This window comes from Akkermansiaceae bacterium (assembly GCA_017798145.1).
Classification (GTDB): domain Bacteria; phylum Verrucomicrobiota; class Verrucomicrobiia; order Verrucomicrobiales; family Akkermansiaceae; genus Luteolibacter.
In genome coordinates, this window is record CP059069.1 from 3,019,762 (window position 1) to 3,032,306 (window position 12,545).

The 12,545-nt window shown below is 64.0% G+C and carries 14 protein-coding genes; 12 read left to right on the forward strand and 2 right to left on the reverse strand.

From position 1 onward, the window contains the following. Positions 1-15 precede the first annotated feature (15 nt). From sucB to HZ994_12905, 5 genes are all read left to right on the forward strand, one after another. Positions 16-1,431 carry a dihydrolipoyllysine-residue succinyltransferase gene (sucB, locus tag HZ994_12885; GenBank protein ID QTN33170.1) on the forward strand — a complete coding sequence of 472 codons (1,416 nt, stop codon included), beginning with the start codon at positions 16-18 and terminating at the stop codon, positions 1,429-1,431. An 85-nt stretch (positions 1,432-1,516) separates the two neighbouring features. Beyond that, positions 1,517-2,086, forward strand: coding sequence for a hypothetical protein (locus HZ994_12890; protein QTN33171.1), 570 nt, complete (start codon positions 1,517-1,519; stop codon positions 2,084-2,086). A gap of 2 nt (positions 2,087-2,088) precedes the next feature. Further along, positions 2,089-2,244: a hypothetical protein gene (locus tag HZ994_12895; protein QTN33172.1), complete on the forward strand. Its 156-nt coding sequence runs from the start codon at positions 2,089-2,091 to the stop codon at positions 2,242-2,244. A 19-nt stretch (positions 2,245-2,263) separates the two neighbouring features. Further along, a complete protein-coding gene (locus HZ994_12900) occupies positions 2,264-3,295 on the forward strand; it encodes an ATP-binding cassette domain-containing protein (GenBank protein ID QTN33173.1) in 1,032 nt (343 codons plus the stop codon). 105 nt (positions 3,296-3,400) lie between these two features. Beyond that, the gene (locus HZ994_12905; GenBank protein QTN33174.1) at positions 3,401-3,748 is read left to right on the forward strand and encodes a hypothetical protein; all 348 of its coding nucleotides are present in this window, start codon (positions 3,401-3,403) and stop codon (positions 3,746-3,748) included. A gap of 122 nt (positions 3,749-3,870) precedes the next feature. Here HZ994_12905 and HZ994_12910 read toward each other — a convergent pair whose 3' ends face one another. After that, positions 3,871-4,662 carry a tRNA threonylcarbamoyladenosine dehydratase gene (locus HZ994_12910; GenBank protein QTN33175.1) on the reverse strand — a complete coding sequence of 264 codons (792 nt, stop codon included), beginning with the start codon at positions 4,660-4,662 and terminating at the stop codon, positions 3,871-3,873. A 139-nt stretch (positions 4,663-4,801) separates the two neighbouring features. Between HZ994_12910 and pdxA the strand changes: the two genes are divergently transcribed. The 7 genes from pdxA (at position 4,802) to HZ994_12945 (ending at position 11,258) form a co-directional block, all read left to right on the forward strand. Then, positions 4,802-5,656 carry a 4-hydroxythreonine-4-phosphate dehydrogenase PdxA gene (gene pdxA, locus HZ994_12915; GenBank protein QTN33176.1) on the forward strand — a complete coding sequence of 285 codons (855 nt, stop codon included), beginning with the start codon at positions 4,802-4,804 and terminating at the stop codon, positions 5,654-5,656. Between the two features lie 158 nt (positions 5,657-5,814). Further along, positions 5,815-6,165 (forward strand): hypothetical protein, encoded by a 351-nt coding sequence (locus HZ994_12920; protein QTN33177.1) that lies wholly within the window; start codon positions 5,815-5,817, stop codon positions 6,163-6,165. Positions 6,166-6,256: 91 nt separating this feature from the next. Continuing rightward, the gene (locus tag HZ994_12925) at positions 6,257-7,642 is read left to right on the forward strand and encodes an efflux RND transporter periplasmic adaptor subunit (protein ID QTN33178.1); all 1,386 of its coding nucleotides are present in this window, start codon (positions 6,257-6,259) and stop codon (positions 7,640-7,642) included. Next, positions 7,639-8,328: an ABC transporter ATP-binding protein gene (locus tag HZ994_12930; GenBank protein QTN33179.1), complete on the forward strand. Its 690-nt coding sequence runs from the start codon at positions 7,639-7,641 to the stop codon at positions 8,326-8,328. Before HZ994_12925 ends, HZ994_12930 begins: the two co-directional genes overlap by 4 nt. After that, a complete protein-coding gene (locus tag HZ994_12935; protein ID QTN33180.1) occupies positions 8,325-9,464 on the forward strand; it encodes an ABC transporter permease in 1,140 nt (379 codons plus the stop codon). The genes HZ994_12930 and HZ994_12935 overlap by 4 nt, the downstream gene beginning before the upstream one ends. A 44-nt stretch (positions 9,465-9,508) precedes the next feature. Further along, complete coding sequence (locus tag HZ994_12940; GenBank protein ID QTN33181.1) at positions 9,509-10,657, forward strand: ABC transporter permease; 1,149 nt, start codon at positions 9,509-9,511, stop codon at positions 10,655-10,657. 58 nt (positions 10,658-10,715) lie between these two features. Further along, positions 10,716-11,258 carry a hypothetical protein gene (locus tag HZ994_12945; protein ID QTN33182.1) on the forward strand — a complete coding sequence of 181 codons (543 nt, stop codon included), beginning with the start codon at positions 10,716-10,718 and terminating at the stop codon, positions 11,256-11,258. A gap of 3 nt (positions 11,259-11,261) precedes the next feature. Here HZ994_12945 and HZ994_12950 read toward each other — a convergent pair whose 3' ends face one another. Further along, positions 11,262-12,509 (reverse strand): DUF2254 domain-containing protein, encoded by a 1,248-nt coding sequence (locus tag HZ994_12950; protein QTN33183.1) that lies wholly within the window; start codon positions 12,507-12,509, stop codon positions 11,262-11,264. Positions 12,510-12,545: the final 36 nt, after the last annotated feature.

Here is a 12,545-nt window from a genome sequence, read left to right on the forward strand (position 1 = left end):
CAACCGAATTCCAACATGGCCATCGACATCAAAGTGCCCGCCGCCGGCGAATCCATCACCTCCGCGAACATCGCGAAGTGGTACAAGAACAACGGGGACTCCGTCAAAAAGGGCGAGCCGCTCGCCAGCCTGGAAACCGACAAGGTCTCCAACGAGCTTGAGGCCGAGGCCGACGGTGTGCTCGAAATCATCGTCCAGGAAGGCGAGGAGGTCGCGATCGGCACGGTGATCGGGAAACTCGAAAGCTCCGGTGCCACCGCCCCTGCCGCCGAGGAAAAGCCCGCCGCACCGGCATCCGGAAAAAAAGATGCTGCGGAGTATCAGTCCGCCGCCGAATCCGCCCCATCCGGCAGCCCCGTTGACATCGCCGTCCCCGCGGCCGGCGAATCCATCACTTCCGCCAATGTCGCCGCATGGCGCAAGAAGGACGGGGATCATGTCGAGAAAGGCGAGATCCTCGTCACCCTGGAAACCGACAAGGTTTCCAACGAACTCGAAGCCCCCGTCGCAGGCACCCTCCGCATCCTCATCCCGGAAGGCGAGGAGGTCGCCATCGGCAAGGTCATCGCCCGCATCGATCCCGGAGCGGCGAAGGAAAGTGCAGCTCCGGTCCCGGCACCCGCCGCAGCCCCGGAAAAGCCGGCCGCCGCCGAAACCCCTCGCCCCAAACCTGATCTTGCCGTCATCTCCGCGCCCGCCGCCGTGGAAAAACCCTCCGCACCCGTCACCGAAGGCCGCACCACGCGCAAAAAGATGTCGATGCTGCGCCGCAAGATCGCGACCCATCTCGTCAACGCCCAGCAGACCGCCGCCATCCTCACCACCTTCAACGAGGTCGATATGACCGCCGTCATGGAGCTCCGCAAAAGCGTGCAGGAGGATTTCCTCAAGAAGCACGGCGTGAAGCTCGGCTTCATGTCCTTTTTCGTGAAAGCCGTCACCCAGGCGCTCAAGGACGTGCCCTCCATCAACGCCCGCATCGATGGCACGGATGTGATCGAGAACCACTTCTACGACATCGGCGTCGCCATCGGCACCGACAAAGGCCTCATCGTCCCCGTGCTCCGCGATTGCGACGGGAAATCCTTCGCCCGCATCGAGCAGGACATCCTCGACTACGCGAAAAAGGGCAAGGAAGGCAAAATCGCCATCGAGGATCTCCAGGGCGGCGTCTTCACGATCTCGAACGGCGGCACCTACGGCTCGCTACTCAGCACGCCCATCCTCAACCCGCCCCAGAGCGGCATCCTCGGCATGCACACGATCCAGCAGCGTCCCGTCGCCCTCAACGGCCAGGTCGTCATCCGCCCGATGATGTATCTCGCCCTCAGCTACGACCACCGAATCGTGGATGGAAAAGAGGCTGTCACCTTCCTCATCCGCATCAAGGACGCCCTGGAAGCACCGCACCGGCTGATGCTGGAGATGTGATGCCGCGTCAGCAGATCCTGCAAATGCGCCCCCCCATTCCCAGCTTGCCCCTTGCGGGCATGCGGGGAAGACTTCCGGCCAGCCCTTGAAGAAATTCCTGCCATACTACCGCCACCTTCTGGAAGTGAAGTGGCACTTCCTCATCGGGGTTTTCGCCGGCCTGGTCTATGCCGCCGCATCCGGCGCGGGGCTGCCGCTGATGACCAAGGTCGTCTTCCCGGTGCTTTTCAACGAGGGCGGCGGGGAATCGGAATGGTATCTCGACTGGCTCGCCTCCAGGCTCGGGGCGCTCTCGCGCGACGAACTGCTCATCTACACCTGCCTATGGATCCCCGGGGTTTTCCTGGTGCGGGCGCTGGCCGGCTATGCCAACGCGTATTTCATCCAGCACGTCGGCATGCGGGTGGTGGAGTCGATCCGCACCGACCTCTTCGTCAAGCTCCAGGGGCTGCCGCTCGCCTTCTTCAGGCGCAACAAGTCCGGCGACCTGCTGGCGCGGCTGATGAACGACACCCAGATGCTCCAGGGTGTCATCGCGCAGGCGTCGAGCGACCTCATCAAGCAGCCCGCGACGCTGCTCTTCGCGCTAGGCGCGGTGGGCGTGCTCGCCTACCATGATACCGCAGTTTCTTCATCGCCCTCATCGCGCTGCTGACGGTGCCGCTGTGCATCGTGCTGATACGCTCCGCGGGCAAAAAGCTCACGCGGCGCGCGACGGCGCTGCAGGAGCGGGGGGGGGATCTCACCGCATCGCTTTCCGAGAGCCTCCAGTCCGCGCTGGAGATCCGCGCCTACAACCTCCAGGAGCCGTAACGCGGCTTTCCGCAAGAAGGTGGCGGAGATCTTCCGGCTCGGCATGAAGGTGGTGAAATACCGCCAGCTCATCTCGCCCTCCATCGAGGTGGTCGCCGCGGCGGGCTTCGCGGCGGCGCTCTACTTCGGCGTGCGCGCGGGGATGACCCTCGAGGGCTTCCTGGCCCTGGGGATGGCGCTCTACATGTCCTACGAGCCGATCAAGAAGCTCGGCAACATCCACTCCCTCTTCCAGCAGGGCAAGGCCTCGGTGGACCGGATCGAACACATCCTGCACTGCGACGACGCGATCGCGAACCCGGCCGACCCGCGGCCCTGCCCGTCCCCGCGGGAGGGGATCTCCTTCCACGGGGTCACCTTCGCCTACGGCGAGCACCCCGTGCTCCATGAGGTGAGCCTGGAGATCCCGGCCGGGCAGGTCGTGGCGCTGGTCGGCCCGAGCGGCGCGGGCAAGACGACCTTCGCGCACCTGGTGCCGCGCTTCTACGATCCGCAGCAAGGCGAGATCCGTCTCGATGGCATCCCGATCCGGGATTTCCTCAAGCACGACCTTCGCGACCGGATCGCCGTCGTCCGCAGGATGCCTGCCGCTGTTCCTCGGGGCCTGGAGGAGAACATCCGGATCGGGAAAACGGAAGCCAGCCGCGCCGAGATCGAGGCGGCGGCGAAAAAGGCCTACGCGCACGATTTCATCATGGCCCAGCCGGAAGGCTACGAGACCCAGGTGGGCGAGCGCGGGGACCTGCTGTCCGGCGGGCAGAGGCAGCGCATCGCCATCGCCCGGGCCTTCCTGAAGGACGCGCCCATCCTGATCCTCGACGAGGCGACGAGCGCGCTGGACACGGAGAGCGAGGCGGCCGTCCAGCAGGCGCTCGCGGAGCTGGTGAAAGGCCGCACCACGCTGATCATCGCGCACCGCTTCAGCACGATCCGCATCGCCGACCGGATCCTTGTTTTCAAGGAAGGGCGCATCGTCAGCGACGGCAGCCATGAGGAGCTGCGCGACCTCGACCCGACCTACCAGGCGATGGTCGGCGGGGAGCTGAGGTGATCAGCCGCCTTCCGGCAGTCCGGGTGGAGTGCCGAAGCCGATCATCCGGGATAATTTCCCCCTGAAACGGTTGCGGAAAACTGTTTCACGAAATATGGTTCCTGCATGACACATTCAAAATGGCTCTTCGGTTACGCCGCGTTCCTCTTTCTCTGCGGCCTGGCAGGCTACCTGTCGAATCCGGCGGCGGCCAAGACCGCGCTGATTTCCGGCTCTGTTTTCGGGGCGCTTTCGGCCATCTGGGGCTTCCTCCTGCTCAAGGGCCTGGGCTTCGCGAAGTGGGCCGCGCTCGCCACCACCCTCCTGCTCTGTGCGGTATTCTCATGGCGATCCTTCGCCAGCTGGCAGAAATTCGCCGATGGCGAACCCAAAGCCTTCGCCGCATCGCTCATCACCCTCATGCTCATCGGCTCTCTCGCGACCGCCGCAAGGCTCGTCGTAAAGAAAGCCTAGCCGTTATCGCAATTGTGATTGCAGGGATTCCTGGCGATCCGATCAATTCTCGTCGCTCCGGAAAATAGTGCGTTGTATTCGGCACCGGTCATCCATCCTCTTGAGTCGCACAGAATCCCTGCCTACTTCTCCCCAAGCACCTCCAGCATCGCACCCGCAGCGACGACCCCGAAGGTGGCGGTGACGTGGGTGGCGGTGCCGTAGCCGGTGGCGCAGTTGAGGCGCATGTCGGCGTCTTCGGGGCGGGCGCAGGAAACCTCCCCGTCGCTGCCGGGATAGACGGGGGATTCGTCGGAAAAAACGGCCGGGATGCCCATGGGTTCCGGCTTCGAGCCCATCGGGACGGGCGGGAAACCATGATCCTTGCGGAGGGTTTTGCGGAGCTGGTGGAGGAGGGCGTCCTTGCCGCAGAATGCCAGGTCGCGCACCGAGATCCTTGTCGCATCGCGCTTGCCGCCGGCTCCGCCGCAGGTGACGAGGGGTAGGCCGCGCCGCTTGCATTCCGCGATGAGCAAGGCCTTGTGTTTCATTGAGTCGATCGCATCGATCACACCGTCCACCCCGCCGCCGAGCACTTGCTCCACGGAGCGTTCAGTGAAAAAACCTTCGATCACCTCGAGTTCGCAGGCGGGGTTGATCGCCCGCACCCGCTCGGCCATGGCTGCGGTTTTCTGACGGCCGATCTGGCCGTCCATCGCGTGGAGCTGCCGGTTGACGTTGGTGATGCAGATTTCATCGAGATCCACCATGCGGATTTTCCCGATACCGGATCGCGCCAGCGCCTCGACGGTCCACGATCCCACCCCGCCGATCCCGACGACGACGACCCGCGCCGCCACGAAGTTCTGCAGCGCACGCACCCCGTAGAGCCGCGCGATCCCTCCGAAACGGTCTTTGGTTGCCTCGCTCAACATCGCGGGAGAGTTTCCGGGCTGGCTCGTCACCTGGCAAGGCAACAAGGAGGGGCGGTATGCCCGGCGATTTCACCACGCACCTGGCCACTGGATGCAGCCCCTCCTTGACCCGCCGCCCCACAGGCTTCATATCCATCCCATGCCGGAAATCCTCATCACGCTCGGTGATCCCGCCGGGATAGGCCCGGAAGTCATCGATGCCGCCCTGGCTTCCGGCAAGCTTCCCGGAGGCTTCGATTTCCGTGTGATCGGGGACAGGTCCGCAGGGGTGCCGGGCAGGCCGACCCGTGAGTCCGCGCAGGCCGCGCTTGATGCTCTCCATGAAAGTGTCCGCCTTCTCCGGGAAACGGATGCCGCCGCCGTAGTCACTGGGCCGGTCTCCAAGGAGGGTTTGCAATCCGTCGGATTTCCCTTTCCCGGCCAGACGGAATTTTATGCGGACGCGTTCGGCTGCGAAGACTACGGGATGCTGCTCACCGGCCCGACCCTTACCGTCGGCCTGGCGACAATCCACAATTCACTCGCCGATGTGCCGCGGCTTCTTACGGAGAAGGCCATCATCCGGATCGGCTGCCTGACGGCGGATTTCCTGCGGAAAAAAGGCATGAGATCACCGCACATCGCTGTCTGCGGGCTCAATCCCCACGCCGGGGAGAACGGAGCCTTCGGCAGCGAGGAAAAGGCCGTCATTGTGCCCGCCGTCGCCGCGCTCAATGCGACAGGCCTCGCCGCCTTCACCGGGCCGCATGTGCCGGATGCGATTTTCCGCGATGCGGCGCAGGGGAAATTCGATGCCGTCCTGGCGATGTATCACGACCAGGGGCTGATCCCGTTAAAGTTGTTAGATTTCGACGAGGCGGTGAACGCCACCCTTGGCCTGCCCAAGCCCCGCACCAGCCCGGATCATGGCACCGCCTTTTCCATCGCCGGGAAAGGCCATGCGACCCCCGACTCCATGATCGCCGCGATCCGCCTGGCCTGCGCCCTGGCCTGATTCCTTGAATTCCAAATGGTAGGGCTGATCCGGCCGAGGCCGAAGCGTCCCGGCCATGGATGAAATCCTTGCGAAACCTCCACCCTTGCGGAAACGGAGCAAAGGAGTATCTTGGCCACATCGCGATGCGTTGTTTCTCAGTCATATTGTTTGCGGCCATGTCTGCGGTTCTGCCGCTGGCTGGTGTGCAGCGATATTTCTGCACCATGAACATGGAGTTTGTGCAGGGTGCGGATGACTGCCCGGCGGAGCCGAAAAGCTGCTGTGCGAAAAAGGAAAAGCACAAGCCCACGGAACCGGATTGCATGGCTTCCGCAAAGCTCCTGCCCAATGCCGACAAGCATACCCCCATCCATATCCCTTCCGCAGATGGCGTTTGGGAAACGATCCCTGTGACATTCCAGGACTCCATGCCGACCCGCCTCGCCGGGCCTGTGTATGTGGAAACAGAGCGTGCCCCTCCGGATCGGTCGGGCTTGTACGCCGATTTCCGGCGGCTGTTGATTTGAAGGTCGGAGGCTGGACTCACGCCCGGCGCTGTCCGCTGTGGCATTTCCGTTCCCCGGGAAATTTCCCGCGACCTTCAAACACCAGAAAACCATGTCAACCACAGGCCCATCCATCGGCCATATCCTTGAAACCAGCGAAGCTCCGAAATCCGCCAAGGCGCGGCTTGGTGCATGGCTGTTGCCGCTTGCCGTCATTCTGGGTTTTGCCCTGCTCTTCGCTGTCCTTTTCCGCGACCGCCTGCTGCCGGCCAAAGCCGTGCGGGTTTTTCCCGCCGTCGCAATCGCTGAGCAGGGAGAGGCTCCCGCGAAGGAAACTTCCGCCGGCAAGCTCCTGTTCCAGGCATCCGGATGGATCGAGCCGGACCCGCTGCCGATCAAGGCGACCGCCCTCACCGATGGCATCGTCGAGGAAGTCCATGTGCTGGAGGGCGAGCTAGTGAAAAAAGGCGATCCGCTCGCCAGCCTGATCGGAGTCGACACCCGCATCGAGCGCGACCTGATGGCGGCGAAGCTGGAGGATCTCAAGGCATCCTTCGACGCGCATTGCGTCGGCACGCAGATCCAGCTGAAAAAGATGGATGCGGGGAAAGCCGCGCTGGCCATCGCACAGGCCGATGCCGACGAGGCGGCGGACAAGCTCGCCCGCTATGAAAGGATCAGCGAAGGCGCCATCACCCAGGATGAGCGGATCGCTATCCGCTACGACCACACCCGCAAGCTTGCGGAAGTGGATGCCGCAAAGGCGCGGATCGGCGAGATCGCAGAGAACCTTAACAGGATCGCCTACGAGGTGCTCGCGCTGCAATCGCGGATCAGGGGCGCGGAACATGATCTGGAGAAGGCCGAGCTTGCCCACAGCCGCACCAAGATCACCGCACCGGTGGATGGGCGGGTGCTTGCCCTGATGGCCTCGCCGGGACAGAAAAAAATGGTCGGCATGGATGAGGAGGACAGCGCAACGGTCGCGGTGCTCTACGATCCCGATCACCTCCAGGTGCGGGTCGATGTGCCGCTGGCGGACGCGGCGGGGCTGAGCGTCGGCCAGCGCGCGAAGATCCGCTGCAACCTCCTCCCGGACCAGGTTTTCGAGGGCGAGGTCACGCGCATCGAGGGAGCCGCCGACCTCCAGCGCAACACCCTCCAGGCCAAAGTCCGGATAGAGAGCCCCAGCGAAAAGATGCGCCCGGAAATGCTCTCACGGGTCGAGTTTTTCGAGACATCCCTCTCCGGTGGAAATGCGGCGGGAGGCCCCGAGATCTCCGTCTATGTCCCGGCGGCGGCGGTTTCCGGTGGCTCCGTCTGGATCTGTGACGCCGATTCCCTGCGCGCGGAGAAACGCCCCGTCACCACCGGCGCAACGCGCGAAAACCTGGTCCGCATCAGCGAGGGTGTCCGCCCCGGCGAGTGGGTGGTGTCCGACCCCGCAGGGCTGGAACCCGGCCAACGCCTCAAACCCCTTTTCCAAGAAAAACCATGATCTCCTGCAGAGACATCACGAAATCCTACCGCAAGGGCGCGAACCTCGTCACGCCCCTCGAAAAGCTGAACCTGGAAGTCCCGCAGGGCGAGTTCCTCGCGCTCATGGGCCCGTCCGGATCGGGGAAAACCACCCTGCTCAACCTGATCTCCGGCATCGACACCCCCAGCTCCGGCTCGCTGGAAATCAACGGCGAGGACATCACCGGATTTTCCAGGAAACGGCTCACCAAATGGCGCTCGGAAAACGTCGGCTACATCTTCCAGCTCTACCACCTGATCCCTGTCCTGACAGCCTTCGAGAACGTCGAGCTGCCGCTGCTCATCACCTCCATGAGCCGGGCGGAGAGGAGGAAAAAGGTCGCTGCCGTGCTCGATCTGGTCGGCCTTGCGGATCGCTCCGACCACACGCCGGCCGAGCTTTCCGGCGGGCAGGAACAGAGGGTTGCCATCGCGCGGGCGCTGGTGGCAAACCCCGCCCTGCTGGTCGCGGACGAGCCGACCGGCGACCTCGACCGCGAGTCCGCCACGCACATCCTCGATCTGCTGCACACACTTGCGCGGGATCACGGCAAGACCATCGTCATGGTGACGCACGATGCCCGCGCCGCCGCCGCCGCAGACCGCACGTTGCACCTTGAGAAAGGCAAGCTCCTCACCGAAGACCCTAACAGGACACCCGCATGACCGCGCTATTGCAACTCGCCCTGAAACAGCTCGCCCGCCACCGCCTGCGGACGGCGCTGACCGTGCTCGGCGTCGCGTCCGGCATGTTCCTTTTCACCTCCGTGGAGACCTTGCAGCGGTCGCTGGGAGCGGCCACCGAGGAGACGGCGGCGGATACCACGCTGGTGGTGTACCGCGAGAACCGCTTCTGCCCCATGGCCAGCCAGCTGCCCGAGCATTACGCCGATGAGATCCGGCAAATCCCGAACGTCCGCGAGGTCATTCCCATCAAGATCATCGTGAACAACTGCGGGGCCAGCCTGGATGTCATCACCTTCCGCGGCGTCCCCGAAGGCCTGCTCACCAAGTTCGCGCCCGAGATCGAGGTCTTCGACGGCTCGGCGGCGGAGTGGTCGAAGCGCAGTGACGCCGCCTTGCTCGGCGAGCAGTTCGCGAAACGCCGCGGGCTCAAGCCGGGCGACAAGTTCGATGCGGTGGGCATCACGGTTTACGTCGCGGGCATCATCCGCTCGCCCTTTCCGCAGGACAACAACGTCGCCTACGTCCACCTCGATTTCCTCCAGCAGGCATCGCGCACCGGGCTGGGGATCGTCACGCAATTCAATGTGCGGGTCGAGAAATCGGCCGACCTGAAACCGGTGGCGGAGGCCATCGACGCCCGTTTCAAATCCGACCAGCAGCCGACCAACACCCGCCCGGAGAAAGCCTTTTTCGCGGAAACCGCAGGCCAACTCATCGAGTTGATCGGCTTCACCCGCTGGCTGGGATTGGGCGCGGTGCTGGCGGTCATCGCCCTCGTGGCAAATTCCATCCTGCTCATGGTGCGCAGCCGCGTGAAGGAGAACGCCGTGCTCCGCACCATCGGCTACCCCGGCCGTGCGATCATGTTCCTGGTTCTCAGCGAGGGCGGGATGCTCGGGCTCGCGGGCGGCATCGCAGGGGCGGGCTTGGCATGGGTTTTCCTGCGCTGGCAGAGCTTCACCATGGGCAGCGAGGGGCACACCCTCGCCGTCCTGCCGGAGCTTTCCACCGTCCTTTTCGCGAGCGGCGCGGCCCTGGTGCTGGGCGTGGTGGCTTCGCTCCATCCGGCCATCGTCGCCATCCGCCAACCCATCGTGAAATCACTTAGGTCATGAAATAGAATCTTCCTTGAGGATTGAATTCTGAAAGTTGAGTTTTAATGCTGCCACTATCATACGCCCTGCGGAATCTTTTCCGCGACAAGTCCCGGCTCGTGCAGACGGTGGGCGGGTCCGCGCTTGTGGTGCTGCTCATCATGGCGGCGACGGCGCTGAACGGCGGGATGGCGAGAACCCTTTCCGCCTCCGGCTCGCCGCACAACGCGATCCTGCTGGGTGCGGGCAGCGAGGAAAGCATCCAGCGCAGCGAGGTCAGCGCTTTGTTAGGCGGCATCGCCGAGGCATCGATCCCCGGCGTTTCCACGATACTCGGCAAGCCCGCCGTTTCCCCTGAGATCCACTACATGACATTTTTGGAAACGCCCGCCGGCGGGAAAGGGCAGGGGCTTTTCCGTGGCGTGACTCCCAAGGCGCTGCTGGTGCATCCCGAAGTGCGCATCACCAGCGGCACTTTTCCCGGAGCGGGCGAGGTCATGCTCGGCAGGCTCGCATGGCGCAAGCTCGGCCTTCCCGCGGAAAGCCTGATGCCCGGTTCCAAGGTCATCATCGACGGCGCGGAGCTCACCGTCTCCGGCATCTTCGCCGCCCCCGGCACCGTCATGGAATCCGAAATCTGGGCTGCCATCGGCGATCTCCATATGCTCGCCCAGCGCGAGACCGTCTCCTGTGTGGTGATGAAAATGGAAACCCTGAGGGATTTCGCGGAAGCCGAGCTTTTCAGCCAGCAGCGGCTCGACCTGGAGCTCACGGCGATGCGGGAAAGCGATTACTATGCGGCGCTCAGCGATTTCTACCGCCCGCTGCGCATCATGACCTGGATCACCGCCGGGCTCGTCGCCGCCGGGGCGGTCTTCGGCGGATTCAACACCCTCTATGCAGCCTTCGCCTCCCGCATCCGCGAGCTGGCCACGCTCCAAGCCATCGGCTTCGGGCGGGCGGCGGTGTTTTTCAGCCTCGTGCAGGAAAGCCTCGTCGCATGCCTCGCCGGCACCCTGCTCGCCTCCGTGCTCGCCATCTTCCTTCTGGATGGCTTGACGATTCCCTTTTCCATCGGCGCGTTCACGCTTACCGTTTCACCGGCGGTGGCGGTTGTCGGCCTTGTGGCCGGCACGCTGCTCGGCGTCATCGGCTCCATCCCGCCCGCCATACGCTGCCTCCAGCCATCATTGCCGAAAGCCCTGCGATCATAACCTAGCAAGGAGGGGCCGCATCCTGCGGCCCCTCCCTGGGAAAAACAAAACCAAGACCATGAAAACCACAATCACGCTATCCGCCATCCTCGCCGCGCTCGCATTCAGCGCCTGCAAGGAATCCGCAACCACCGCCACATCCGAGCAAGCCATCGCCCCCGATCCCGTCCTGGAGAGATTCTTCACCGATGAACCCATCGCGGATGCCCGGCAGATCACCGCCGTGAGAGCCACCGTCAAGCCTGGCGACGGGATCACCCTCACCGGCCTGGTGATGGGCAGGACAAAAGTCTTCGTCGATGGCCGCGCATCCTTCGTTCTCGGCGACAGGACGACACTCACCCCATGCAGCGACATGGGCGAGGACGACCACTGCCCGACACCCTGGGATGCCTGCTGCGACTCCAAGGAAGACCTCCTCAACGGCATCGCCTCCATCCAGATCGTCGGCGAGGACGGTCGCGTCCTTTCCGGAAACATCAAAGGCACGAAAGGCCTCAAGGAACTCAGCAAGGTGACTGTGACAGGCACCGTCGCCGAGCAATCGACCGCCGATTCCCTCATCGTCAACGCGACCAAGATCCACGTTGGCGAGCCATAGTTCTCACCGGCCCACCAGGCCTGCGAGTTGCCGGACTGCCTCCCGGTGCGATTCCGTTTTCAGTGCCTGGTCGGATTGTTCGAGTGCGAGGGAGGAATGCCGCCTGGCTGCGGCGGTGAGCTCCCCGTGCCCGAGGCGCGCCAGCACGGCCAGGCATTTCTGGACCCGCACCCCGACTTCGAAAATCGCCGCCCCGTCGCGGCTGATCGCGGTGAAGGCATCGTCGAGCAGATCCTCGGGATCGAGGGCGGCCACCTCCACGTTGGGATACTTCACTTCATCGGTTTCGCTGCGCAGCTTGCTCCACGTCTCCACCAGGCGGATCTGGATGCCGAGCACGGCGATGGCCGTGCCGGGGTCGTTGACGGCGGGTGAAAGCGCCCGGCCGGCGATTTCCGAAAGGATGATCATGCCGAAGCGCGGATCGCTCACCACGCGGCGGGCATCGCCGATGTTGAAACAATCATGGATGAGCGAAGAGGTCTCCTCGTCGGGCATTTCCCCGCCGCTGATGACGACGAGCGAATCATGCGGATCGACGAACGCACCGGGGCGCTCGAGGATGTGGATGTTGCCGCCGATTTTTTCCGCGATGCGGTCAAGCTCGGCGACGTTGATGCTCTGCACATACCCGATCTTGCTCGCCTTGATGCGCGTTCCGGATGGTGCATCGCCTTCCGCCTTTGCCGCTCCAAGGGTGCCCATCGCCTCGGGGGAGCAAAATGCCTCGCGGCAGGCTTCCTCGACTCGCTCCAGCGTGTCGCCCATGCGCCCGAGCTTCGAGACCCGGTCCACCCAGCGGACGAAGGACACAAGCACCCAGCCTACCATGAACGCATATCCGACGAAGAGCAGTGCGCGCCCGCCCTGGCCGTAGTTTGCGATGCTGATGGCGACCAGGGCGACGATGGCGTAGATGAAGGCGGAGAGGAAACTGGTGAGGGCGTTCTGCGAGGTGCTGTCCTGCATCACGATCCGCGTCGCGCGAGGCGTCGCCGTGGAGGCCACGCTGGCGAAGGCGCTGACCATCGCCGCGACGGAGAAGGTCGCCACCGTGAGCATGGTGGAAGCCATGATCCCGAGCAGGTTGATGAGGATGTCGCGCTTCACCTCTATCCACAATTCCCCGGGCATCCACGTCGAGCAGAGGTAGGCGATGCTGACCCAGGCCGAAGCGGCCACTCCCATGATGGACGGCTTCACCCAGAGGCTGGAGCGGAGCTCGCTGAGCAGATATTCGGCCTTGGTCATATCTTCATTCCAGCGGCTTTCCGGCAAGATACAAGT